This is a genomic window from Syntrophothermus lipocalidus DSM 12680 (genome assembly GCF_000092405.1).
GTDB classification, from domain to species: domain Bacteria; phylum Bacillota; class Syntrophomonadia; order Syntrophomonadales; family Syntrophothermaceae; genus Syntrophothermus; species Syntrophothermus lipocalidus.
In genome coordinates this window covers 2,074,217-2,098,123 of sequence record NC_014220.1, presented here as the reverse complement: position 1 = coordinate 2,098,123, position 23,907 = coordinate 2,074,217, and the positions used below count along the sequence as shown (strand labels likewise).

At 52.1% G+C, this 23,907-nt stretch carries 26 protein-coding genes and 1 tRNA gene; 25 read left to right on the top strand and 2 right to left on the bottom strand.

The genetic code is table 11. The annotated features are described in order from the left end of the window. Positions 1–24 precede the first annotated feature (24 nt). Entirely contained in the window at positions 25–2,022 is a 1,998-nt protein-coding gene (locus tag SLIP_RS10230; protein WP_013176213.1) for an oxidoreductase, read from the top strand. 66 nt (positions 2,023–2,088) lie between these two features. On the opposite strand, the gene SLIP_RS10225 is transcribed toward SLIP_RS10230, so the two are convergent. Then, positions 2,089–2,964 carry a radical SAM protein gene (locus SLIP_RS10225; RefSeq protein WP_013176212.1) on the bottom strand — a complete coding sequence of 292 codons (876 nt, stop codon included), beginning with the start codon at positions 2,962–2,964 and terminating at the stop codon, positions 2,089–2,091. Between the two features lie 70 nt (positions 2,965–3,034). On the opposite strand from SLIP_RS10225, the gene SLIP_RS10220 reads away from it, so the two are divergent. The 19 genes from SLIP_RS10220 to SLIP_RS10130 all read left to right on the top strand — a co-directional run bounded on the left by SLIP_RS10220 (position 3,035) and on the right by SLIP_RS10130 (position 17,626). Continuing rightward, entirely contained in the window at positions 3,035–3,583 is a 549-nt protein-coding gene (locus SLIP_RS10220; protein ID WP_013176211.1) for an isochorismatase family protein, read from the top strand. A gap of 96 nt (positions 3,584–3,679) precedes the next feature. Next, positions 3,680–4,465: a LytR/AlgR family response regulator transcription factor gene (locus SLIP_RS10215; protein WP_148216573.1), complete on the top strand. Its 786-nt coding sequence runs from the start codon at positions 3,680–3,682 to the stop codon at positions 4,463–4,465. Between the two features lie 326 nt (positions 4,466–4,791). Continuing rightward, a complete protein-coding gene (locus tag SLIP_RS10210) occupies positions 4,792–5,022 on the top strand; it encodes a C2 domain-containing protein (protein WP_013176209.1) in 231 nt (76 codons plus the stop codon). Between the two features lie 34 nt (positions 5,023–5,056). After that, on the top strand, positions 5,057–6,259 hold the full coding sequence (locus SLIP_RS10205) for a magnesium chelatase ATPase subunit I (RefSeq protein WP_013176208.1): 1,203 nt from the start codon (positions 5,057–5,059) through the stop codon (positions 6,257–6,259). Between the two features lie 12 nt (positions 6,260–6,271). Then, entirely contained in the window at positions 6,272–8,035 is a 1,764-nt protein-coding gene (locus tag SLIP_RS10200) for a vWA domain-containing protein (protein ID WP_013176207.1), read from the top strand. A gap of 154 nt (positions 8,036–8,189) precedes the next feature. Further along, positions 8,190–8,774 (top strand): GerMN domain-containing protein, encoded by a 585-nt coding sequence (locus SLIP_RS12205; RefSeq protein ID WP_013176206.1) that lies wholly within the window; start codon positions 8,190–8,192, stop codon positions 8,772–8,774. Between the two features lie 202 nt (positions 8,775–8,976). Further along, a complete protein-coding gene (gene murI / locus SLIP_RS10190) occupies positions 8,977–9,798 on the top strand; it encodes a glutamate racemase (RefSeq protein ID WP_013176205.1) in 822 nt (273 codons plus the stop codon). Continuing rightward, positions 9,786–10,781 carry a 2-hydroxyacyl-CoA dehydratase family protein gene (locus SLIP_RS10185; protein ID WP_013176204.1) on the top strand — a complete coding sequence of 332 codons (996 nt, stop codon included), beginning with the start codon at positions 9,786–9,788 and terminating at the stop codon, positions 10,779–10,781. The genes murI and SLIP_RS10185 overlap by 13 nt, the downstream gene beginning before the upstream one ends. A gap of 43 nt (positions 10,782–10,824) precedes the next feature. Then, positions 10,825–11,580, top strand: coding sequence for an acyl-CoA dehydratase activase (locus SLIP_RS10180; RefSeq protein ID WP_013176203.1), 756 nt, complete (start codon positions 10,825–10,827; stop codon positions 11,578–11,580). Next, a complete protein-coding gene (locus SLIP_RS10175; protein ID WP_013176202.1) occupies positions 11,580–12,317 on the top strand; it encodes an MBL fold metallo-hydrolase in 738 nt (245 codons plus the stop codon). The genes SLIP_RS10180 and SLIP_RS10175 overlap by 1 nt, the downstream gene beginning before the upstream one ends. Positions 12,318–12,391: 74 nt before the next feature. Then, positions 12,392–13,234, top strand: coding sequence for a fumarate hydratase (locus tag SLIP_RS10170; protein WP_013176201.1), 843 nt, complete (start codon positions 12,392–12,394; stop codon positions 13,232–13,234). An 11-nt stretch (positions 13,235–13,245) separates the two neighbouring features. Then, a complete protein-coding gene (locus tag SLIP_RS10165) occupies positions 13,246–13,794 on the top strand; it encodes a Fe-S-containing hydro-lyase (protein WP_013176200.1) in 549 nt (182 codons plus the stop codon). Between the two features lie 48 nt (positions 13,795–13,842). Continuing rightward, complete coding sequence (rph, locus tag SLIP_RS10160; protein WP_013176199.1) at positions 13,843–14,568, top strand: ribonuclease PH; 726 nt, start codon at positions 13,843–13,845, stop codon at positions 14,566–14,568. 1 nt (position 14,569) lies between these two features. Continuing rightward, the gene (locus SLIP_RS10155) at positions 14,570–15,175 is read left to right on the top strand and encodes an XTP/dITP diphosphatase (protein WP_013176198.1); all 606 of its coding nucleotides are present in this window, start codon (positions 14,570–14,572) and stop codon (positions 15,173–15,175) included. A 1-nt stretch (position 15,176) separates the two neighbouring features. Beyond that, positions 15,177–15,653: a metallophosphoesterase family protein gene (locus tag SLIP_RS10150; protein ID WP_013176197.1), complete on the top strand. Its 477-nt coding sequence runs from the start codon at positions 15,177–15,179 to the stop codon at positions 15,651–15,653. A 62-nt stretch (positions 15,654–15,715) separates the two neighbouring features. Further along, a tRNA-Pro gene (locus SLIP_RS10145) sits at positions 15,716–15,792 on the top strand. Between the two features lie 206 nt (positions 15,793–15,998). Further along, positions 15,999–16,220: a hypothetical protein gene (locus tag SLIP_RS10140; RefSeq protein WP_013176196.1), complete on the top strand. Its 222-nt coding sequence runs from the start codon at positions 15,999–16,001 to the stop codon at positions 16,218–16,220. 96 nt (positions 16,221–16,316) lie between these two features. After that, positions 16,317–17,213 (top strand): tyrosine-type recombinase/integrase, encoded by an 897-nt coding sequence (locus SLIP_RS10135; RefSeq protein ID WP_013176195.1) that lies wholly within the window; start codon positions 16,317–16,319, stop codon positions 17,211–17,213. A 149-nt stretch (positions 17,214–17,362) separates the two neighbouring features. Then, positions 17,363–17,626 carry a transcriptional regulator gene (locus SLIP_RS10130; protein WP_013176194.1) on the top strand — a complete coding sequence of 88 codons (264 nt, stop codon included), beginning with the start codon at positions 17,363–17,365 and terminating at the stop codon, positions 17,624–17,626. Positions 17,627–18,268: 642 nt separating this feature from the next. Here SLIP_RS10130 and SLIP_RS10125 read toward each other — a convergent pair. Next, a complete protein-coding gene (locus tag SLIP_RS10125) occupies positions 18,269–18,898 on the bottom strand; it encodes a helix-turn-helix domain-containing protein (protein WP_013176193.1) in 630 nt (209 codons plus the stop codon). A 205-nt stretch (positions 18,899–19,103) separates the two neighbouring features. On the opposite strand from SLIP_RS10125, the gene SLIP_RS10120 reads away from it, so the two are divergent. The 5 genes from SLIP_RS10120 (at position 19,104) to SLIP_RS10100 (ending at position 23,775) form a co-directional block, all read left to right on the top strand. Next, on the top strand, positions 19,104–19,622 hold the full coding sequence (locus SLIP_RS10120; RefSeq protein WP_013176192.1) for a hypothetical protein: 519 nt from the start codon (positions 19,104–19,106) through the stop codon (positions 19,620–19,622). A 17-nt stretch (positions 19,623–19,639) separates the two neighbouring features. After that, entirely contained in the window at positions 19,640–20,518 is an 879-nt protein-coding gene (locus SLIP_RS10115) for a hypothetical protein (protein ID WP_013176191.1), read from the top strand. A 417-nt stretch (positions 20,519–20,935) separates the two neighbouring features. Next, on the top strand, positions 20,936–23,122 hold the full coding sequence (locus tag SLIP_RS10110) for a DnaB-like helicase C-terminal domain-containing protein (protein WP_242649103.1): 2,187 nt from the start codon (positions 20,936–20,938) through the stop codon (positions 23,120–23,122). A gap of 6 nt (positions 23,123–23,128) precedes the next feature. After that, entirely contained in the window at positions 23,129–23,584 is a 456-nt protein-coding gene (locus tag SLIP_RS10105) for a hypothetical protein (protein ID WP_013176189.1), read from the top strand. A gap of 2 nt (positions 23,585–23,586) precedes the next feature. Beyond that, positions 23,587–23,775 (top strand): hypothetical protein, encoded by a 189-nt coding sequence (locus SLIP_RS10100; RefSeq protein ID WP_013176188.1) that lies wholly within the window; start codon positions 23,587–23,589, stop codon positions 23,773–23,775. Positions 23,776–23,907: the final 132 nt, after the last annotated feature.

Genomic DNA, 23,907 nt, shown 5'->3' with positions numbered 1-23,907 from the left:
GTTTTGGAGAAAGGAGGAGTAGATGTGAAGCTGTTGGAGCCGGTACGAATTGGAAACGTCGAGCTGAGGAACCGTATCGTCATGCTGCCCATGCATCTCGGTTTCTGCGAAGACGGTAAGGTGGGAGAACGGATTACTGAGTTTTACCGGGAGAGGGCCCAAGGCGGAGTAGGACTCATAGTAGTGGGGGGGTGTACCATCGACAAGCACAGCGCCTACTGGGGCATGGTGTCTCTGCAAGACGATAGTTACATCCCCGGTCACCGGCAGCTAAACCAGGTTATAAAAAGTCTAGGGGCTAAAACGTGCGCCCAGCTGTTTCAAGCCGGTCGCTACGCCACTTCGAGGTACAGCGGCATCCAACCGATTGCGCCTTCACCTATTGCCTCGAGCCTGACCCGGGAAGTTCCTAGAGAGATGACTGAGAAAGACATCGAGGAAGTAATACAGGCCTTCGCGGCTGCTGCCAGAAGGGCAGTAGAAGCGGGGTACGACATGGTAGAGGTTATTGCCAGCGCCGGTTATCTCATATCGCAGTTCTTTTCCCCTCTCACGAACCAGAGAGATGACGAGTACGGTGGAGATTTCGAAAACCGCTGCCGGTTCGGCGTTGAGGTCATCAAGGCCGTCCGCACGGCAATAGGCTCCGATTACCCGATTTCGGTGAGGCTCAGTGGGAACGAGTTCATGCAGGGCGGCAACGGCAGCCTAGAAATGGCCAGGTTCGCTGCCAGGCTTGAACAGGCGGGGGCTAACCTCTTTAGCGTTACCGGGGGATGGCATGAGTCTAGGGTGCCGCAGATAACCATGAACGTACCTCCGGGGGCTTATTCTTACCTGGCGCGAACGGTAAAAGAGGCTGTTAATAATTCTCAAGTCATCGCTTGCAACCGCATAAACGACCCGGTGATAGCAGAACAATTTCTCATAGAGGGGCAGGCTGACCTTGTAGGTATGGCGAGAGGCTTGATGGCGGATCCAGAGCTGCCGAGAAAGCTAGAAGAAGGCCGGTGGCACGAAATCCGTAAATGTATAGGTTGCAACCAAGGCTGCTTGGATGCGATTTTTGTTGGTGGAAGCTGCAGGTGTTTAGTGAACGCCAGGGCGGGACGCGAGGCCCAGACCAGACTTCGCCCGGTCGAACGGCCTAAAAAGGTACTGGTCATTGGCGGAGGTCCGGCTGGTATGGAAGCGGCTAGGGTAGCTGCTACGCGAGGTCACGACGTTACTCTCTGGGAGAAAGAAGTGAACCTGGGAGGTCAGCTAGAACTCGCAGCCGCCATACCGGGGCGCCAAGATTTTGTTCATTTGATCGATTACCTGGAAGACAGCTTAGTAGAGCTGGCAGTCAAGGTGGAGACTCAAAAGGAAGCGGATATAGGCGAGATAAAGAGATTCGGTCCGGATGCCGTGGTCATCGCCACCGGGGCCCGGCCGATTATGCCGGATATCCCGGGTATTGACTCTAAGAACGTGGTTGGGGCCTGGGAGGTACTGGCGTTCGAACCTGAACTCGGCAAGAGGGTGGTGATCATCGGCGGAGGGGCAGTAGGCTGCGAGGTAGCCCTGTTTATTGCCCGTATGGGGACCATCGATGCTGATACGGTCAAGTTCTTGTTGCTGAATGAGGCGGAACCCGTGGAGCGGATCAGGGAGCTGGCTCAGCGTGGTACCAAAGAGGTCGTGGTTGTGGAGCAGGACAAGAACATGGGACGGGGAATAGGCATATCAACCAGGTGGATTATCCTGCAAGAGCTGGCCCGAATGGGGGTACAGTTGCGGCCTTCTACCAAGGTCATAGCCATCGAGGAAGACGGGGTAGTGGTAAGCGATCCCCAGGGAAGAACCGAAAAGATACCAGCCGATGCCGTGGTAGTTGCTGTCGGATCTAAGCCCGCGAATTCCTTGTATGAAGAGATTAAGCAAGCCTTTCCAGAGACTTATTTAATAGGAGACGCGAAGGAGCCACGCAAGGCGTTGGAGGCGGTACATGAGGGTTTTGACGTGGGCAATGCGATATAGGGAAGGAATGGGTTCGGCTGCAGGAAGGAACATCTTCTGCGGTCGAACCCAATTGTGTTATAATCATCACAAGTGAGTTATAGGAGCGGGACGTAAAGTTGACTCGGGGATGGTGAGAGCGTAGTCGATTTCTTGAAGCATAGCCTCTCGGTCCTGTGGCAACCGACCTGTTATATTCCAGTAGTTGGATACATGGTCGCTGGTGACCATAGTACCTGGGCAATCCAGATTCTCGATAAGCAGCCGGATTTCCTGCAAAGCCTGGTGAGGAGTTAGGAGTTCGAATTCGCCACTGATGTACTGTTCATACAACGGCGAGTTTTGAACTGGCTGGTAGGTTCTGAATCTGATAAAGTCAGGGATAAACTGGTTCAGGACCCGAGCACTGTTTATCGCATGTTGCTCGCTCAGTTCTGGCCCTCCGATGCCCACTAGGTAGTACTCGCTGAGCTCGACCCCGGCTTGTTTCAGCTTTAATCCGGCCGAAATGATCTGGTCCGATGTAGTTCCTTTACATATGCGAGACAAAACGGTATCATCTCCGCTTTCCATGCCCATGTGAATGCGGGAAAGCCCTGCTTCTTTCAATGCAATCAGGTCCTCCAGGCTCTTCTTGTCAACGAAACGGGCCGAGCCATAGACTGTAATCCGTTCCAAGAACGGAAACAGCTGGCGAGCGTAAGAAAATATCTCGACCAGATCCTTGGTTTTCATTATTATCGTGTTGCCATCCGGGAAGAATATAGATTTTATCCAGTCTCCGTAATAGATCTTGGCCATACGCAGGTCGGCCTTGATTTCTTCAACCGGCCTGATTCTGAACTTGGTTCCTTTGTACATAGAACAAAACGTGCACTTATTATGAGGGCAACCGATGGTTGCCTGTATCAATAGACTGTTCGCTTCGCTCGGTGGGCGGTATACGACACCTTCGTAACGCATGTATTCACCTTCTCTGGGGGGTTTCGTATCTAGGTTAACAAAACTTACAGAAGAAGAAAAGGGGGATAATATGGGCAAATTTAAGCTGACTGCGAAGGAATCGCTTATGCTGGTCGTCGACTTTCAGGAGAAACTGATGCCCGCGATTGACCGCAGGGAGAAGATCATCCACAACGCCGGACTGCTTTTGCGCTTGGCCGGGCTCCTGAGTATTCCTGTGATCCTCACAGAACAATACCCTCAGGGTCTGGGGGTTACCGTGCCCGAGATCAAGGACGTGTTGCCTGAATACGCTCCTGTAGAAAAGAGATTGTTTTCTGCCTTTATCCCTGAAGTAGAGCAGAAGTTGAAGGAACTGAATCGCTCCCAAATCATCGTAACCGGAACCGAGACCCACGTTTGTGTTTTTCAAACGGTGCGGGACCTGGTAGCGGCAAGGTATGAGGTGTACCTGGTTCGGGATGCTGTGGGCTCAAGGTTTAAGGAGAACTACCAAAGCGGTTTAGAGTTGATGAGGGATCTGGGGGCTATCATCACCAACACCGAAACCGTTATCTTTGACCTGCTCCAGGTAGCTGAAGGGCCGGCATTCAAAGAAATGTCTAAGCTTCTTAAATGAAGGCCGTTTAGATGAAGAGTCAAAGCCTTGCAAGCGGGATGGCAGACTAGTTATCGTGTTGGAATATTAGGACGGTTTAAGACAGGGGTGCTGCATGTGAATCTGAGCGTGATGACCGTCGATGACGATGAAAGGGAAAGGATAGTGCTCCGTTATATATTGGAGCAGATAGAGGATGTAAAGATCATCGGTGAGGCCAACAATGGCTTAGAGGCAGTTCTTCTCATAAAAGACAAGAAACCGGACCTGGTTTTTCTCGACGTGAACATGCCCGAACTGAGCGGGTTGGAAACCGCGCAAAGGGTAGGAGAATTGAACAATCCTCCTCTGATCGTTTTTGTCACTCAGCATCCTGATTTTGCGGTGCAAGCCTTCGAGCTGGATGCTTTAGATTATATCGTGAAACCCATCACCCCTTCGCGTTTACAAGAAACCATAAACCGGGCTAAGAAACGGCTGGTTCACGAAAAACTTATCGAAAACCGAGTGGAAGAAAAGTTGAAGGAGCGCATAGATTTTTTTGTCAAAAGACTCCGCCGCGAAGAGGTGTTATTCGACAAGATACCGATTAGGGAGAGGGGAAAGATAACCCTTATCAATCAGGAGGATATCATTTTCGCCGAGAGTCAGGGCAAAAAAGTCTTTATTTATACGGACACCAACGAGTATCCTACTAACTATACATTGAACGAACTGGAAAACAGGCTTGACCGCAATACGTTTTTCCGGGTACACCAGGCTTTTATCGTGAATCTGAACCGCATCAAAGAAATCGAATCCTTCGGTGAAGGTTCGTATTTGATAAACCTGGAGAAGTCCAAAAAACAGATAATGCTCAGCCGTGCTCGGGCCAAAGTGCTGCGCAAGAAATTGGGGCTGTGAAGGCAGTACATCCCCAGAAATCGTCAGTTTATCCCTTTAAAATTTCACTTGACCGAGTCATTTGGAGCAGCGACAGGTTGCAAAAGAGCAACATGGCAGGTTTGGTAATATAGAGGTTTCTGAATGCTGGGTCTTATCATTGCCTTTCCGCTGGCCGGTCGTACCGCTCGATTTATAGAAATATCGTAAAGAAAAAGCTAACCATACCTGTTTCGAGACCAAATAGTAATGGAGATAGTGAAAACAATAACAAAATGTATTATGATGTAACTAGAGATAGAGTCGGAACGGTGAAAAGGACGGTCGGTTGACAGGAGGTGTTAATCATGAGTGACAGGGGGTTGTATGATGGAGCGGCAGTAAAGAAATTGTGGGAAGAAGAAAGATATCACGATGATTTTGAGATCGTGGACAGCGAGGGAGAAGAGGAAGAGGTTACGGTCTACGATGTCGATGTGGTCATGGGGTATTCGGTCGACATTCTGCAACTGGGTATCTACCTCTTCCTGGGGGCGTTGGTGACCGGGGTTATTTACACGGTGTTCCAGTACCTGTGACGTGCCGCGGGGCAGAGGAATGGAGTGATGTTTTATGAAACCATACCTGAAACTTGCCAGACACGATGGGAACCGGACCCTGTTTGATTTGGTAGAAATGTCCGTAATCTCTACCTACTGCGGAGAACCTTTCCACCTTCATGCAGAAGGACTGCGTGGAACCGGTAAGACAACCATTATGCGGGCGGCCAGAGATATCCTTCCTCCGATCAAGCGGATCAAAGGTTGTATTTACAACTGTGACCCCCAAGCTCCGCACTGTCCAATGCACAGGGATTTAACTCCGACCGAAATCGAGGCCATTGGAGTAGAAGAAATACCGATGCCGTTTTTGGAAATATCGCATTCGGCCAAGGTGGGTACGGTCGCAGGAAGTATCGATTTGGCAAAGATCACGGATCAGAATCATCCTCAAGCAGCGCTTTTGCCAGGCATTATACCTCAGGCTCACCGGGGCATCATCTTTATCGACGAGATCAACCGTTTAGCTGATACCTCGCCCGAGATAACGGATATCCTGCTAGACGTGATGGGGAACAAACCAGGCCGCCTGCAGATCGAAGAAGCGGGGTTACCGGTGGTGGAGATATCCATCACGGTGTCGGTATGGGCCGCCTCCAACCCGGACGAGGAGCCGGGACCGTTGGAGGAGGTCAGGCGGCAACTCTCGGACCGGTTTGACATGGTTTATTACATGGGGAGGCCGGGGTCGGTAGAAGTGGTCTCCCAGATGTTGCAGAACTCGAGGGCTATGAAGACAGGCGCGAACCTTGAAGAGTTGGAATCGGCCAACCAGGAATACAGGCAAAGAATAATAGAAATGGCGGCGCGTTACGCCGAGGCAGATGTACCAGACTTTGTCCGCAACTTCATCGCCAGGGTGTACGTCAAACACAACCTGGAAAGCCTGCGGGCGGTTGAGGCCATCCAACAAGGAGCTATTTTACACAGCATCCTGAAAAAACGGAACCAAGTTACGGTTGCTGACGTGATCGAGATGATCCCGCTGGGACTCAAGCACAGGGTAGACGGGGATACCTTGGTCAAGATAATGAACAGTCTGGAGTCGAGGTCTCCCAAAGAAAGCATCTTGAGCCTGCGGGACAAGAGGGAAAAGGGTAAGACGGGTCGAGAATCGAACGAAGAGCTTTTTGAGCCAGGAGCCCGAAGACTTAGAGATATCAGCAGGAGTGAATTGATCGCAACCGAAAAGGCACTGAACCCCAGCGATTTTTAGGGGGTGGTTCCTGTGGTAACTGATAAACATGCAGCCTTTGATAAATCGAGTGTCGTCGGCAACTATCTTTCCATCTATTTTGGGCAGGAACAGGGAGTCAGGTTGGGAGAAAGTACGGTGGTCAGTCGAAAGGCTCATGCCGTGGTTCCAGGCAAAAAAGGCAATGTGCGCATACTGGTGAACAGGGATGCAGGCCGTACCTATCTCAACTACGTTGACTCTGACCAGGTCGTACACATCGACGTGTTCCATGAACCTGGGGTAGTAGACGCTAGAGCGGTAGCCAAGGAAATATTCTGGGCAATTGAAAACTACCTGGTGGAAGAGAACCCGAATCTTAATTTCATGGAGGAAGAGAAGTTTAAAAACGTTCTAGACTATGCGTTGCGGATCGAGGTTACTACTCGAAGCGGAAAAGGAGTGGTGTATGACCTTTTCCAAGGAGAGGTGGGGCCGGTTTCGGAGGAAGAAGAAAAACTGAATCACGTTCACCTGTTGGCTAGGCTGACATCCGACCGGTACGGTGTGGTCCTCCCGGTAGCTGAAGCTGCGGAAGAGGCAGTAGTGAAGTCTGGGTTGCGGCTGGCTAAGGTGAAAAAGATATCTCATGGTAACGAAAAACAAAAGCCGGACAATTTTGCAGGATACATCGTGTTACCGTGGAAAAAGGCCAAGGGCGAATATAGCCAGATACTAATTCGTGAAAATCAGAACCAATTGATATTGAAACTTGCTGAAAAATTTGCTAACCTTGAAGAGGTTGAGGAATTCCTTGAAAGCTGTACCGCTAATATACTTAAGCGTAAAAGCCAGGACGAGCAAAGGCGGAAGTGGGGAGATGTAGACCACTACCTGGACCAATTGCAACAGCTGGGCTTGATTAAAAACGGACTTTTGGGTCCGGTCTTGACCAAGGAGGGACGCCAGCTCAAAGATTTTCTGCTCAAGCATCGGTGCGAACTGGAGGCCGAGATCAGGCGCAATATCCGGCACACCTCTTCGGTAGCCAGGAGATACCAGAAGATAGGCAAAAGCGATTACAAGCCGTCCCAGGTCTATTTCACCAACCGTAACAAAACGGTCAAGGTAGAGGATGGAACCTGGTCCGGAGACCTGGCGGTGCCGGAAACGGTTGTACAGGCCAAGAAGAGCAGTCTCCTGCGGGGAGAAAACCGGTTGACTATACACAAAGAGGACCTGCACGTGTACGACCGGAAGTCTTACGTTCCCATAGACGTTTGCCTCTTGATCGATGCGAGTGCCAGCATGGCCGGGGATAAGAGGCAAGCGGCGTGTTACCTGGCAGAGCACTTGCTCTTGACCGGCAGGGAAAAGGTAGCGGTTGTCACTTTCCAAGAGATGAGTGCCACGGTGGCGGTACCTTTTACACGGAATCAAAAGGTGTTGTCCAAGGGCTTGGCTCGCATCCGACCGGGGGGCCTGACTCCCATGGCGGATGGTATATTTACCAGTGTGGAGTTGATAAGATCTTCTCGGGTGCACAACCCGCTCCTGATACTGATAACGGACGGTATGCCCAACTTCCCGTTGTGGAGTTTTGATGCCAAGAGCGACGCCTTGGAAGCCGCCCGTAAGGTGGCTGAAGCGGGGATAAAGTTCGTTTGTATCGGACTTGAGTCGAATAAGGTATTTTTGCGAGATGTAGCCAAGCAAGCACGGGGAACCCTGTATATCGTGGACGACCTCAACCGGGATTCCCTGATAAACATAGTCAAGTACGAAAAAAGGGTTACTGAAGCTACTGGGATTTTGTAACTCAGCATTAGGCAAACTAGGTTTGCTTTAATGACTCCTCCTTCATAACTGTGAGCGCCTTGAGGGCGCTTCTTTTTTTGCCTGTTGCCGGGGCGGAATAAAAACACTGGCTTGTACATAGTATCTTAGGAGAAGGGTGGGGAGGGGATGGAACATGAGAAGCAGACGCTGGTGGCTGGTGGTTGTGCTGTTATACATCGCTTGCTTTAGTAGCGGGTGCTGGTTGACCGAAGATACCAGGCTCAAATCTTGGCGGGAGTGGATTAAGGTACCGGTGGAGGAGGGGAAGAAGGCTTCGTCAACCGCTGTTAAATCCAATCGTACCGCTAACATAAAAGAATTAACGAAAGAACGCATAACGGTTGAACTGTACTTCGCTCGTAAGGACGGTAAAGGCCTGGAGGCGGAAAAGCGGGATATTCCAAAGGAGGAAGGCATCGCTAGGAAAACCATCGAGGCCTTGCTGGCAGGGCCTCAAAACCCGAACCTGATCTGTCCTTTGCCTGAAGGAACCAAGCTTTTGGACATCAACATCAAGCCTGACGGGCTGTGCATCGTCAATTTCAGTCGGGAGATTACGACAGTAGCTCCGGGGAAGCCGGAACAGCTGGCCGTCGACGCGGTGGTGAAGACCCTTTGCCAGTTTCCCTCTGTAAAAGAGGTTAGGTTTATGGTAGAAGGGGATTATGTAGACACCCTGGCCGGAGGAGTAGACATTTCTCGACCATTGAAAGCTTGATTAAGAACCAAAAGCTCGGTGGAATGCTTATTTCCATGATTATCCGAACTTAGAATAACTAGCAAAACATGGGTTATTGACTTGTAGGGTAGAATGTAAGCGCGAAAAGTGCTAAATTATTTACTGGCATGTTTATGCGTATACTGAGTTTATGAAATGACATTTTTAAACAGGAGACAGGTTTTGAGAAGAGGTGTATTAGTTGGAACGTGCACAGCCCGTCGGGGTTTTTGACTCCGGCGTGGGCGGTCTTACGGTGGTAAAGGAGATAATCAAGAGGTTGCCCTGCGAGAACATAATATACATCGGTGATACGGCAAACGTACCTTACGGTGGGAAGCCGCCCCAAGAACTGATTCGGCTAGGCAAGAACATAATCGATTTTTTGATTAACCAAGGAGCAAAAGCGGTAGTGGCAGCATGCAACACCAGTTCGTCGGTGTCGATACCGATTTTAAGAGACATGTGCCCAGTACCGGTAATCGACGTAATAGTACCTGGAGCTGCCAACGCGGCAGCAGTCACCCGTAATGGCAGAGTCGGGGTCATTGCCACGGAGGCTACGGTGAAGACCGGGGCCTATACCAGACATATCAAAGCTCTATCTCCGGGGATTTCGGTTTATGAAGTGGCCTGTCCCCGTTTCGTGCCTTTGGTCGAGCAGGGGGTCCTAGAGGGGGACGAGGTAGAAGAGGTGGCGAACGAGTACTTGCAACCGTTGCGCCGGCAAGGGATAGACACTCTGGTCATCGGCTGCACTCATTACCCTTTCTTGATACCTGTTATTCAAAAAGTAATGGGCAAAGGGGTACGCTTGGTGGATCCGGCGGAAGAAACGGCTAGCCGGCTAAGAGCGACGCTGTTGGAACGGGGATTGGACAACCCGGGGACTACCAGCCCCCAATACCGGTTTTTTGCTACCGGTTCCAGCGAATCTTTTTTCCGGGTGGGGAAACTGTTACCCGAGATCGATATCCGAAAGGTGACGACGTTGAAACTGGAGCGGGGAATATGGGAAGGATAGGTTTTACTACGACTATACCGGTGGAGATGATTCTGGCGGCGGGCAAGGTTCCGGTCGACCTGAATAATCTCTTCATAAACGCGGATCGTCCCCAAGAACTGGTAGACCAGGCTGAGGAAGAAGGGTATCCGCGCAATATTTGCGGGTGGATAAAGGGCATCTACTCGGTCGCCCTGCAGCTGCCGGACATGGAGGCTCTGGTGGCAGTGATGCAGGGGGACTGTAGCAATACCCAAGCTCTGGTCGAGACTCTAGTGATGCAGGGGATCAAGACTATTCCGTTTGCTTATCCTTTTGATCGGGACCCGGACATGCTTAGACTTCAGATGGAAAAACTAAGGCAGGAGATGGGTGTAACCTGGGAACGAGTGGAAGAGGTAAGACAGGAACTGGCAGGTACGAGGGAGCTTTTGCGGGAGTTGGACGAGCTCACCTGGAAGCACAACCTGGTCAGCGGTTTTGAGAACCATTACTATCAGGTTAGTGCTACAGATTTTAACCAGGATCCGGAGGCTTTTACCCGCGAACTGGAAAGATTCGTGGATGAGGTTAAGTCACGGGCACCATTTCGGCAAGAAATTCGGCTGGCCTACATAGGGGTACCGCCCATAGTCAAAGACCTCTACCAGTACCTGGAGAGTCAAGGCGCCAGAGTGGTGTACAACGAGATCCAGCGGCAGTTTGCTATGCCGTTTAACGCTACCGATTTGGTGGAACAGTACCTGCTCTACACTTATCCCTACGGGGCTTTTGCCCGCCTCGATGATATTCTGGTCGAGATCGAGAAAAGAAACGTAGACGGGGTTATCCACTATGTTCAGACCTTTTGTTTTCGCCAGATCGAAGACATCATATTCCGCTCCCGTATCAAGAAACCGTTCCTTACATTGGAGGGAGACAAGCCGGGTTATCTAGATGCCCACACACGTATGCGGGTAGAGGCGTTCTTGAGGATGTTGGCTTCCGTTAAGGGTAATAAATGAGAGGTGGAGCGGTGTTGAGCTCGAGAACCGGGATGTGGCTAAAATGGTAGGTATTGATTTAGGCTCGCGCAATGTCAAGATAGTCCAGATGGTGGACGGTAAGGTTGTTAAGAAGCAGTCGTTTGATACGATTGCTTTCTACCGGCGCTTCGGGTTGGTAGGGGAGGGACGGCTGAGTCTTGATCTGGCAGAACTGGGCTTCGATGTGTACGAGGAACTTGTAGCCACCGGCTACGGGAAACTTGCAGTGACAGTGGAAGGGGCGGAACAGATTCCCGAGATTCAGGCCCATGTTTTGGGAGCTTGCCACAGTACTGGTTTCTCCAGTTTTACCCTGGTGGATATCGGAGGTCAGGATACCAAGGTGGTACAGATAAGAAACGGGCAAGCGGTCGATTTTCTTACCAATGACCGGTGCGCTGCCGGGTCGGGTCGTTATCTGGAACACATGGCGGGAATCCTGGGTATGGAGCTAGAAGAATTGGGAAGATACGACCAGGATCCGGTTCACTTGAATTCTACCTGTGCTATTTTCGGAGAGACCGAGGTCATAGGGCACATAGTAACCGGGTGCCCTGCACCCAGGCTGGCAGCAGGTGTGAACTACGCTGTTTACCGCAAGCTGGCTCCGATGATACGCAAGCTCAAGAGCGAGGTGTTAGTATTATCAGGCGGGGGGGCTCTTAATCAGGCTCTGGGCCGAATAATGTCCAGAGAGACTGGTTGCCAAGTCATTCAGGTACCGGAACCCCAATACAACGGGGCCATAGGATGCTGTATTTACAGGAGGAGGGTGTAATGGAATTAACGATTTTGGGGTGCTGGGCACCGTATCCCCGGGTCGGTGAGGCCTGTCCAGGTTACCTAATAAGAACTGAAAAGGCGACCGTGCTTTTAGAGTGCGGGCATTCCGTTTTTTCAGTTCTCCAGAAATACCAGGACTTCAAGCATCTGGACCTGGTGGTTATCAGCCATTTTCATCCTGACCATTACGTGGACCTTTATGCTTTTCGTCACGCTTTGCGTGCGACCAAGATGCTGGGGCAGCGGTCGGAGCCGTTACGACTGCTGGTTCCGGCCCAGCCGGTAGATATGTTCAACTACTGGTACAGCACCGAAGAGTTTAGGGTGGAGCCTATCGCCTGCCCGGTTGAGGTGCGAGATATCAAACTTAGTTTTGTGCCTGTTCTTCACACCATGCCGGGGTATATGATAGTGGCCGAGGATCAGAGAGGCCACCGCCTGGTTTATTCAGGGGATACCGATTACATCGAGGAGAGCTTGGGGGCAGCTGCTGGAGCAGATGTTTTGCTGGCAGAAGCGAGTATCCTGGATCGAGACCGGGAGTACGCCCGCAAGGCCAAGCATCTCACGGCTAAGGAAACCGGTCGGTGGGCAAACTGGTGCAGAGCCAAGAAGCTGGTTTTGACTCATTTTTGGCCCGAATATGACCTCAAAGAGATCGAAGCCGAGGCAAGATCCGAGTATTCGGGGGAACTGGTGCTCGCCCGTGAAGGGCTGAAGGTGGAGATTTGAATTTGTGCATGCTATACTTTTGTTTTTGTCTGCGTCTGTAAAGATGGTCATTATGGCAAAAGGGTGGGAAACGGGTGAGGGAAGTAGACTGTCAAGATATAGAGGCGGCGGTAGCCGACTTGGTAATCAGGGCCAACACTCAGCTGCCCCGTGATGTGTACGAGGCTTTAGAAAGAGCCTGCCAGGTAGAGGAATCGGACATCGGGAGAAGCTGTCTGGAGATAATTCTGAAGAACGCCGAGCTTGCGCGTTCGGAGGGGTTGGCCTTGTGCCAGGACACGGGACAGTTAGCCGTAAACGTCAAGCTCGGACAGGAAATACATATAACCGGAGGGAATCTGCTGGCGGCTATCAACCGAGGAGTGGCCAAGGGGTATCGGGAAGGATTCTTTCGGGCGTCGGTGGTAGATAATCCCATCTACCGCCGGAACACGGGAGATAATACCCCGGCCATCATCAACATCGAGGTCGTAGATGGGGATGGGCTGGAACTAGAGGCCATGCCGAAAGGCGCAGGTAGTGAGAACATGGGGAGACTAGCCATGCTCAAACCGAGTGACGGCTGGCCTGGTGTCGAAAGATTTGTACTCGAGACCGTAGAACAAGCAGGGCCTAACCCGTGCCCCCCGGTCATTGTGGGGATAGGGCTGGGCGGAAATATGGAGAAGGCAGCCCAGCTGGCCAAAAAGGCCTTATTCCGGCCCTTGGACGTCAAGAACCAGGACGAACGTTTAGCCCGGCTGGAAGGTGACTTATTGGAAAAGATTAACCGGCTGGGAATAGGCCCGCAGGGGTTTGGGGGACGGGTTACCGCTTTAGCTGTGGCCATAGAGTGTTTCCCTACCCATATTGCCAGCCTGCCGGTGGCAGTTTGTCTTGGCTGTCACTGTATGCGGCGGTGTACGACCAGGTTGTAGGAGGCAAAAGGATGCTGGAATTAAAGGCACCGTTATCGAATGAGACAGTGAACCGACTGCGGGTAGGAGATCTGGTTAAGGTGAGCGGCACGGTTTACACCGCCCGTGATGCGGCTCACCAGCTCATAGTGAAGGCTCTGGAGAAAGGGGAAAGCCTGCCTTTTTCTCTGGAAGGACAGATAGTGTACTACACCGGCCCTTGTCCTGCTCCGCCGGGAAGAGTAATCGGCTCCTGCGGACCTACCACCAGCGGGCGCATGGATGCCTACACCCCGCATTTGCTCTCTGCCGGGATGAAAGCCATGATTGGAAAAGGGGATAGGGGCGGAGAGGTAGTCGATGCCATGCAGAAATACGGAGCTGTGTACCTGGCAACAATAGGCGGAGCAGGAGCGTATTTAGCGGGTAAGGTCAAAAAGGCGGAAATGGTCGCTTACCCGGAGTTGGGACCGGAGGCAGTCATACGATTGGAAGTCGAGGGGTTGCCTTGTGTGGTTGCCATTGACTCCCGTGGAGGAAACCTTTACCATATAGGGAAACAGAGGTTCAACCGGGCTTGACGCGAGAGGTTCAAAAGCGTTCCAGCCTGCGCTTGAGGAGGAGTTAGTATGACTAGAACCAGCGGGCGGGCTTTCGACGAACCCCGGCCGATTAACATAATTACCGGATACACCAAGTTTGCCCCCGGATCAGTTTTGATCGAAACCGGGGACACCCGGGTAATATGTACGGCTTCGGTTGAAGACAAGGTGCCGCCCTTTCTCAAAGGAACCGGGACTGGCTGGGTGACCGCCGAATACTCGATGTTGCCCGGCTCGACCCCTACCAGGACTGCTCGGGAGGTAACCAGGGGCAGGGTCAGCGGCAGGACCTCAGAGATACAGCGGTTGATCGGACGGGCCCTGCGGGCGGTAGTTGATATGTCCGCGCTGGGCGAAAGGACCGTTTGGATCGACTGCGACGTCATTCAGGCCGACGGAGGAACCCGAACCGCTTCGATAACCGGGGCTTTCGTGGCCCTTTACCTGGCTATGCAGAAACTTAAAGAATCAGGTATAATCGAAAGACTGCCGGTCACCGATTACGTCGCTGCTACCAGCGTGGGCATAGTGCGGGGCATTCCTCTGCTCGACCTGGAGTACGGGGAAGACTCAGAAGCTGAAGTGGACATGAACGTGGTGATGACCGAGAGTGGAAAATTCGTAGAGATCCAGGGAACGGCCGAGAACAACCCTTTTAGCCAGGATGAGCTAGACGAACTGCTGCGCTTGGCTAAAAAGGGAATATCTATTCTCATCGCCAAGCAGAAGGCGGTTTTAGGGGCTGAGAAGTGAAATGGAAAGGAAGCTGGTCCTAGCAACACGTAACGGCAAGAAGTTGCAGGAGTTGAAGCAGCTTCTGGACGGCATGGGAGTGGAAATGCTCAGCCTTGAACAGTTTCCGGAGGTTCCCGAAGTGGAAGAGGACGGGGAAACGTTTGCTGAAAACGCAATAAAAAAGGCGAGGACTATAGCCGAAGTGACTGGAATGGTTACCCTAGCCGACGATTCGGGGCTTGAAGTTGACGCCCTCGGGGGCAGCCCGGGCGTGCACTCGGCCCGGTTTGCGGGGGAACACGGAGATGATGCTGCTAATAACGCCAAACTGATGGACCTGATGAGGGGCGTGCCTGAGGAAAAACGGGGTGCAAGGTTTCGGTGTGTTGTTGCCGTGGCCGTTCCTTGGGGCGAGGTACACCTAGCCGAAGGGACCTGCGAGGGAAAGATAGCCCACGAACCTCGGGGAGATTGGGGTTTCGGGTATGACCCGCTGTTTGTCGTAGAAGGGTACGGGCGAACCATGGCAGAACTGCCGCCCGAGGTCAAAAACAGCATCAGCCACCGGGGACGGGCTTTGGAGCGAGCACGGGCCATACTCGCTTCCTTATGGGAGGGAGAGTGAGTTGCGGATAGTTGTTTGCGGGGATACGCATGGCCGCATCAATATGATGAAAGCAGAACTAGGGAAGATGGAGGGAGTAGACCTTCTCCTGCACACGGGAGATTTCTATAAGGACGGGTTAGAGTTGGCGCGCTTTTCTGGAGTGCAGGCGCGAGTGGTTGTAGGTAACTGTGATATAGGGATGTCAGAGCCAGCGGAAGACTTGTTTGAGATTGAAGGCTACAGGTTTCTTTTGACACATGGTCATCTGTACAGGGTCAAAAACCATCTCATAAGCCTCAAGCTACGTGCCAAGGAGACAGGGGCAGACGTTGTAGTTTTTGGGCATACCCACGAACCGGGATGGGAGAAAATCGAAGGGATATGGTTTTTGAATCCGGGAAGTGCATCATTACCCCGGCTTCACCAGTACGGGACTTATGCCTTAGTCGAAATCGACCAGGACAGGATAACAACCCGCCTGGTGAAGATCCGATAACATGCAAATAAGGGACAGTTTTTGACGCTCAACGAAAAGGTATGGTAAAATAGTTTTTGCTACGGGGCGTGGCGCAGTTTGGGAGCGCGTCTGATTTGGGATCAGAAGGTCGCAGGTTCAAATCCTGTCGCCCCGACCAGCTCAAAGGCACACAAACCCTTGACAGACCTTAATTACAGCGATTTGTAAAATTCAGGGAGGCGGGGATAAGTCCTTCTAAGGATGTTGAAATATTGGGATTTCCTGAATCGTGGATTAACAAGGGATTAACCAGAGATTAACCGACTCGACAGTAGTTTGTAGGGCCTACAAAGGCCGATTTTTCTTTGAAAGGATGATCTGGTGATGGACGAGCGGACGCATAAAGAACAGGAAACGATATACGAGATATGCTCCTGCCGGTTCAAGCGGGCTAAAAACGGAGAATGGGAGCCTGGGATCGCGCTGAACGGCGGCAGTATAGCGGTGATAGACAAGTGCGGAAAAGAAGTCGAAGAAGTTTGGGATATTGACCGGACAGGGGATTTTGTTCTCAACATGGAGTGGTTTTTCGCAGGCAAAAAGTAACACCTAAGGCCCGTAAGGGCCTTTTTTATTTGCCCTAAAATATCACATAAGCTCCCTTATGTGATATAATTACCATGAAAGGAAGGTGTTTTTGGCATGAAAAACGTTGTTTATCTCGGTAAAAAAATGGCACATAACTGGGAAAGCGTTTTGGAGCGGTATGAGGACTACCTAAAAACAACCAGGGCCCGTCTCTCTGTGGAGAGCTACATGGGGGACTTGAGGCTGTTCCTGGAATGGCTTGGAGGCCGAGGCGAGGACAACCCCACGGCGGTAACTCCTTTGGATGCCTCAGAGTACAGAAGGTTTTTGGCCGACAAGGGATACAAGCCTGCCACGATTAACCGTAAAATCCAATCCCTACGCGCCTTTTACGGCTGGCTTCAGGAAGCCGGAATAGTGCCTGACAACCCCTTCCGGCGAACCAAGGCCGTACCTGCTCAGGAGCTCGCCCCTCGGTGGCTGACAAGGCCAGAGCAGGCAGCCCTGATGCGCGCGGTGCGGGCAAAGGGCAGGCTTCGGGACGAAGCGATGATAGCCCTGATGCTCTTCGCCGGACTTAAGGTGGGTGAATTGGTGGCCCTGGAGCGCGAGGACGTGGTCGTTCGGGAGCGGAGCGGAAAGGTGGTTGTAAGGCAGGGCAAAGGAAACAAGCGCAGGGAAGTGCCCCTAAACGCCACGGCCCGCGACATTCTCCGGCGATGGCTGGAGGAAAACCCGACCGGGCCCCTGTGGCCGTCTCAGAAGGGAGGCCGGCTGTCGAAAAGACAGGTGCAGAAGATCGTGGAGGACTGTGCATATATAGCCAAGCTAAAAGACGTTACCTGCCATAAACTCAGGCATACCTTCTGCAAGAACCTGCTCGACGCCGGGGTGTCTATCGACCAGGTAGCAGCTATGGCCGGGCACTCCCGGCTGGACGTAACCAAAAGATACACCGTGCCTTCGATGCAGGACTTACAGGAAGCAGTAGAGAGGACGAGCTGGGAGTGATGTGTCGATTAGAACGGTCATTTGTGTTTTCGCTCTTAAAACCTTTGACAACACCGTTCTACTCTTCTAGAACGGCCGTTCCAGGATGCGTTGACCTTGATTGCGATTTTCAGTCAACAAGCACCCTGAAAAGGCGGTCAACGACGCTGTTGACCATGGTCAACGTAAGAGTTTGGACGACATTTGGTCTGTTCGCTGGTTTCGCCACATCTGCTCTCTTCCAACTGATCAAGGAATTGGGAACGCAGGAAAAGGCAGCAGAAAGATTGGGATGGTCGGTTTCAAATGTAAGCTACTATAAGGCCATATCTGAATTACCGGATAGCGTTTTCACCGTAATTCGCAAATCAGTGAAAATTGAAATAAATGATACGGTGAAAGAAAATTTCACCGTGGTGAAAGGAAGACATTAGACGATATTTGGTCAGTCCGCTGGTTTCGCCACATTTGCTCTCTTCCAACTGATCAAGGAATTGGGAACGCAGGAAAAGGTAGCGGAAAAACTGGGGTGGGTTCAGCAAAACGTGAGTTACTATTTGCAAATAGCAAAACTACCCGAAGATGTTACAACGGAAATCCGCAACTCTGTTGGCAACTTTAAAACCTATCCAGGAAAACAAAAAAACAATAACAAATACTTGCGCTACCAATTGCGAAAATGTGATATAATAAGAACAGCACAGGTACATTGTATTGCGAGCTCAAAAAAATGTGCGAAATCCCGGAAGGCTTTTAAGCGTACCGGAAAAAGATGTGCGAAATATCTAAGAGCACATCCGTTAGCCTGTCAGCAGGCCCAAAATAGCGCAAGCTCAAGGCTTGCGTACGTGTGTTTGATTTGAAAGAAAGCCCTTCGTTTGTTCGAAGGGCTTTTTGTGCTTTTATGAGGACGTTGCGGACGCGCGCCCTCCATGTTGAGAGCTTAAAAAGAACAGGGCTTTCCTGTCATTTTGCCCGTCCTAAAATGTGCTGTTTTCCGCACGTAACGTAAAACCTGCCGAAAAAAAGAAAAGGCTGTAGAACACTCTATAGTCTTTTCTTTTCCTGCCCTTTCATCATATCGGAAAGTCGTCATCGTCTTCAATTTCTTTGATATCAGCGGGATCTTCGGTAGCTGGCCGGCGGCTCCAGCCTTTTATTAGGGCGTGTAGCGCTCGCAACAGTTCGGGGTCGTACTCATGCTCAGTTAGCTCCGTGTGTATTTGCAGTAATTCGTACGAGTTCTCGGGGATTAACATAGGTATCAGTTCATCGAGCCTAGTTTTCGCGAGCACATCAAGGCAATCCTGTATGCCTACACGATACCAAGCAAGGTGCCGTACGACCGAATTTGTGAATATATCGCTACCGCTCTTCGAACGCAACTCTCGCAAAATACCGTCAACGCCCTTACAAAAGTCGGATATCGACTGTGCTTCGCGAAGCAAGAGTCTATAGCTCCGCGCTTCGCCGAGTAAATCAGAAGACTCGTACCAGATGCGCTCGGCATCGGTTTTGTGTTCGGGTTGGCCAAAAACAAACGCCTTCAAGCGGGATCCAAGATGTTCTGAAGGAACAGTTAAACCCCGTTCAATTCGCGACAGGTGTGTAGGATCTACGCCCATAAGAGCAGCCAAGGTTCTCAGGGACATATTTTTCTCCCGGCGACGTTTACGAACTAAAGCACCGATGTTGTCGGTGTTCATACATAAACTCCTCCTAATTTGATTGTTGTTATTAGTATTATATTGCTTTAGCGACATTGAGAAAACAACAAAAAAAATGTAATGACTACACTACACTAGACTTGACATAGCAACATATATATGTAAAATAGAAGTAGAGATATCACTATCACTGTAGCGTGAACACCCACCTACCTGACATATAAAAAGGGGGTAAGGGCGAAGTATGCCCAAAAGCAAGGCAAAAATCAATTCCGCGATTTTAGACCACATTTTTACAGTAGGAAGTGGATACAGAGAGGACCTGTTCGCGTGGGACCCTGGGATCGGCTGCTGGCGTGCGCTCCTGACAGACGAGGAACTCGCGAGACGGGTGGAAGCAGAAACCGAACTGATCTGCTCAGCTGATCAAATTTGGCGCTGGAGGAAAAAGATGTTAATCGCCCCTGTCCAGCGCGGAGGGGCCCGGCCGGGGGCGGGGAGACCTAGGAAGACACAAGAAACACAGGAAGTAGGCGTGCCTGACGCTTATGACCGTGTTATATTCTTACACCGCCAGGACGTGTATGTACTGTCAAAATTTACCGTTTATGGGCAAGGGATATCGCATGGGGTCGACTCGTATTCCCTCACTACTTCCCCCACCACAGCGGCGGTTGTGGCCCTGCCGGGCACCGGGGGCGGAAAGAAGGGCCGCAGGGGAGGACGGAGCGACAGGCGGATGGCTGTGGCGAGGTTAGCCTGACTGGGAGGATGGCAAAAATGAAAACTGAACCGACAAATCTCAGAATGGAGCGAAACTTTGCGAGGGATACACATATTTTTCGTGCACCGAAGCAAGGTATAAAGAAACAATGTGAATATACACACACAGGTCAACCCGTGCAGCCTGCGGTTGTCTGGACCTGGGGAGACAAACGAGTGTTCGTTCTTCCGCTCGAAGTACTTGAACACTCTGGAATAGAAAAGTTACATTTCGTGCGAGATGTTTTAGCTGTTATAACGACATTATACATACAACAAAAAAACCGAAAGATAATCACCTCGCTTAGCCACATATGTCGCATGTTAAGACTTAGCGACAAAGGTGAAAATTTAACGCAAGTCTTAAACGCACTAGATTTTCTAAGTCTGTATACTATTAAAAGACAAAACGTTGTTCTGGGCTTCCAAAAAAGTGGAAAGGTCTCCTGGGGAGAAAAAATATTTGGTTTTTTAGACGGCTATACTCGTGTTTATGCGGAGGGGACCTTAGATGGACCGGAAAGGATCCTTCCTCCACGCCGACAACGAATAGAGATCCAGCTCAGCGAAGAATTTGCAAAGCTCTTAGACCTACGCGGACCTGAGGGACAGACACTTCTGAGTGAGTTGCCAGTAGACTTGTTGGTTCGGACAAGAAAGCTGAACCGTCGGCAAATAGCACCGGCCAAAAACCTTCTGTATTATTTATCCGGAAGAGGAGGCAGCGCAAAACTAAAAAAAGACACGTTGGTGGATATTTTACACATCAGCGCAAATCGGCCTAGACGAACGCAACAAACGTTATTGAGGCTACTTGACGCAATGACAGAGAAAAACATAATAAACTACACTTGTCACAAAGACACCTTTGACATAAGGCTTGTTTTTCCGACCTAGTATGCACATTTTTCCGACCCAGTATGCACATTTTTCCGACCCAGTATGCACTGGAAAAATTTTCTGAGCCTTGATAGGCCGAGGGTTCAGGGGGGTAAAATTCTTTAAGAATAATAAGAATTATAAGAATAGGGGCAAGCCCTTTTTAAGAAGGGGCTTGCCCCCTTTTTTTAAAATCCCAAAAAGGAGGTGTTGAGTGTTTTGGATAATCTTACCAGTTGGTTAGATGGCGTATATTCGCTTCTAGATCATGCCTTATTTTTCGGGGGTTTACCCGGTTTCAAGAGGTCTGGCTCAGGCTATATTGCGCGATGCCCGTGTGAAACACACGAGGACAAGCACCCTAGTTTTTATATGCCGGCTGGTCGGCCCTATGGTTTTTGTTTCGCCTGCGGGTTTAAACAAAGCTGGTGGGACGTGCTGGAATCCCGCGGCCTTCGGGGCTGGCAGGTGGTGGAGGAGCTGGCGAAGATGGCAGGCGTGGCCCCGCCCCCTCGCTCCCATTCGGGCGAGGTGGAGGGCGAGGCAGGAGAAGTAAAGGATGATGGGCGGGAGAGAGAGGACTGGTGGGAAACCCGGCGACGCGCGGTGTGGGAGCCGGAAGGCGCGGACGTGTTGGACTACCTTCGTTCGCGCGGGTACAGCGATGACCTGATCCAGCGGATGGATGTTGGCGCAAGACCTGTGAGCGAAGCGGGTGTCCCTGCCGGCCTAAAGCTCCCGGGCGGGCCCGAATACCGGCTTCTCGTCCCGTTCCGCTCCCGGGGCGGCCGCCTGGTTGCGGTAGCGGGCCGGCGGCTGGACGGCGGGGAGCCGAGATATATGTACCCGCCTGGTATGGGGCGAGCCTTGCTTGGCCAACACGTTCTGCGGCGCGATGCCGTGCCTGTGGTAGTTGAGGGCCTTATGGACGCTATAGTCCTTGAAGCGGCTGGTGTCCAGGGTGTGGTTGCCCTGGGCGGGGCTCAAGCAAGTGGTGGGCAGATAGAGGTGTTGCGCCAGTACCAGCGCGTGGTGCTGGCGCTTGATGCGGACGATGCCGGTCGTGCCGGGACCGAGCGGCTGGTCCGGGCCCTGGTCAGGAGCGGTGTGAAAACGTATGTGGCAGAGTGGGTTGGCGGCGCAAAGGATCCGGACGAGCTTTTCCGTACGGCGGGTGCGAGCCCGATTCGGGAGGCAATAGAAAATGCCACAGCAGGCCATAAATGGCTGATCCGGCGGCTGGCTCCGGGCCCGGGCGCGACAGACCAAGAGCGAGATGAATCGCTTGAGAAGGCATTGGATTTTTGCGAGGTGTTAGCGCGCCGGAGTCCAGCGGCGGCGGAGGACGCCGTACGGGAGATGGCGGCGGTTTATAGGCTGACGGTGGAGGCCCTGGGCGAAGAGGTGCAGCGGTTAGCTCGGAAACGGGCAGAGGAAGAAGAGAAGAAACGCTGGCAGGATGCGCTTCTGGCGGCCCAACGCGCTGTGGTGGAGGGGAAAATCGAAAAGGCGCGGGAGATGGTGCGGAAGGTAGAAGAGACGCGACCTGTTCTGTTGCCGATTCCAGCTGACCCTGAATTTTTGTTGCGTGCCGCGGCCGAGACCAAGGATGGGCTGGACACACCCTGGTACGGCCTCAATCGGCTTATGCGAATTGATCGCGGCGGAATGACTGTGGTGGGGGCGGCCACGAGCGTGGGGAAAACAACGTTTCTTCTGAACGTTTTTTTACACGCGCTTCGGAACAGCGATGGAACTGTGGTATATTGGTCGGGCGAGATCGCAGGCCCTCTTTTGGTTGCCCGGTTATTGGGGGTTTTAGTTGGGATGTCGGTTGGCGACGTGTTGCGTCTATTGCGTAGTGACGGGGAAGAGATGGATGAGTTAGAGGCTATGCAAAAGGAGTTGGCGACGCTTTTTGGGGAACGGGTGTACATCTTGGATAGGTCGGAAAGCACAGACGAACTCTGTTCTTTTGTACGGGGCTTGGCGCATGAACGGGAGGTGGCAGCAGTTTTTATAGATTATTTACAGATGCTTCCTCCTCCGGCGCGAGAGGGTCGCTATGCAACCCGAGAGCAAGAAGTTACTGCGGTTGCCAAAACATTACATGAAATTGCTCGTGATTTTAATGCAGCAGTGGTTACTGCCGCACAGCTTAGCCGCAGTAACCACCGGTACGCGGAAAGACCGTCGTTGACGGATCTGCGTGAAAGCGGCGGAATTGAGCAGTACGCAACGAGCGTTATCGGTCTTTGGAACGCAAGCATGGCCCGGGGCGCGGAAGTCTTTTCTTCTGGCGCGGTTCCGGCGGCCCCGCCGAGTGGCTGGTACTGGACACCGCGCGACAAAGACATTCCGGAGGCGGAGGCGGCGATGGCGATGGCGGCTAGCTGGGGTAAGACACTTCTGGAGGTATCTATCCTTAAATCGCGCTGGCACGGTAACGTAGGTAAAACTGTGCCCTTGATGTTGGACGGTGCCAGCGGCCGGATAACAGACCTGCCGGATGTGCCGGGCAGTTGTGGTTTTTGTGAGGGGAGCGGTGATGTTGGTGATGTCGTTGTGTCTTTGGGGTCTTTGGGGGCGACGGGCGGCAGCAAGAAGCGGGGCGGGAGGTGATGTGCCTTGGGAAAAAAGAGGTGGGAAAGGGTAACAGTTTTGGCGGCGGGGATGGCAACCCCTAAGAAGGCCCCTGAAGAGCGGGGGCCTTCTGATGTGTGGGACGCGCTTCTTCGTGCTACCGCTGGCGAACTCCGGGCCCTGCTGGAATTCGCGCGCGCCTGCGGCGCCGAGTTGGTTTACGGCGCCGGCGGCTGGCGGATCGAGGCCCGGCAAGCCCTAGGGGATGAATACCCGGCCTGGCGCGAAGCGATGATGTCTCACGTGGCGGAGCTCCAGGCCGCGCTTTCTGCCCTGGCTACTCCCGGCCCCAAGTCTGCTTTAGGACAGGGACAGAAAATTAAACCCTTGACGCGGTGTGCGGGATGTGGACAGGTGGTGGTACTTGGGGAATGGGAAGAGTTGGCAGAGGCAGCGTGGTGCGCTGTTTGCTGGAAACAGTTGGAAAGTAGGAGGTGTTAAAAGTGCCTTTTCCGCCAAAAGAACCGTCACGAGCTCGTTGCCGTGCTGGTCAGCACGCAACGATATTTGTGTCAAGGTCTTTCCGGGACTTTGTGGCTAGCGAGGCTAAGAAGCGAGGCCTTTCGGCTTCGGCGTTCATAAGGCTGGCCGTGGCAAAACTGGTGGAAGCAGAAAAAGAGGAGCTCCGATGACAGGGGCTTTTATTTTTAAAGAGCGGCGAGAGGAGGTGGTGGAGTCTCACAAGAGAGGGTCTGAGCAATCTCAACGCTTTTATGAAATGCTTTCATGAAATTGTTGGTAGGCAAAATTTAACTCAGGAGGTA

Coding starts and splice junctions, on each gene's coding strand:
- SLIP_RS10210 (WP_013176209.1), top strand. CDS start 4,792: ATGAGTGACAGGGGGTTGTATGATGGAGCGGCAGTAAAGAAATTGTGG.
- SLIP_RS10115 (WP_013176191.1), top strand. CDS start 19,640: ATGAAAACTGAACCGACAAATCTCAGAATGGAGCGAAACTTTGCGAGG.
- SLIP_RS10185 (WP_013176204.1), top strand. CDS start 9,786: ATGGGAAGGATAGGTTTTACTACGACTATACCGGTGGAGATGATTCTG.
- SLIP_RS10120 (WP_013176192.1), top strand. CDS start 19,104: ATGCCCAAAAGCAAGGCAAAAATCAATTCCGCGATTTTAGACCACATT.
- SLIP_RS10135 (WP_013176195.1), top strand. CDS start 16,317: ATGAAAAACGTTGTTTATCTCGGTAAAAAAATGGCACATAACTGGGAA.
- SLIP_RS10155 (WP_013176198.1), top strand. CDS start 14,570: ATGGAAAGGAAGCTGGTCCTAGCAACACGTAACGGCAAGAAGTTGCAG.
- SLIP_RS10225 (WP_013176212.1), bottom strand. CDS start 2,964: ATGCGTTACGAAGGTGTCGTATACCGCCCACCGAGCGAAGCGAACAGT.
- rph (WP_013176199.1), top strand. CDS start 13,843: ATGACTAGAACCAGCGGGCGGGCTTTCGACGAACCCCGGCCGATTAAC.
- SLIP_RS10220 (WP_013176211.1), top strand. CDS start 3,035: ATGGGCAAATTTAAGCTGACTGCGAAGGAATCGCTTATGCTGGTCGTC.
- SLIP_RS10175 (WP_013176202.1), top strand. CDS start 11,580: ATGGAATTAACGATTTTGGGGTGCTGGGCACCGTATCCCCGGGTCGGT.
- SLIP_RS10205 (WP_013176208.1), top strand. CDS start 5,057: ATGAAACCATACCTGAAACTTGCCAGACACGATGGGAACCGGACCCTG.
- SLIP_RS10140 (WP_013176196.1), top strand. CDS start 15,999: ATGGACGAGCGGACGCATAAAGAACAGGAAACGATATACGAGATATGC.
- SLIP_RS10180 (WP_013176203.1), top strand. CDS start 10,825: ATGGTAGGTATTGATTTAGGCTCGCGCAATGTCAAGATAGTCCAGATG.
- SLIP_RS12205 (WP_013176206.1), top strand. CDS start 8,190: ATGAGAAGCAGACGCTGGTGGCTGGTGGTTGTGCTGTTATACATCGCT.
- SLIP_RS10165 (WP_013176200.1), top strand. CDS start 13,246: ATGCTGGAATTAAAGGCACCGTTATCGAATGAGACAGTGAACCGACTG.
- SLIP_RS10125 (WP_013176193.1), bottom strand. CDS start 18,898: ATGAACACCGACAACATCGGTGCTTTAGTTCGTAAACGTCGCCGGGAG.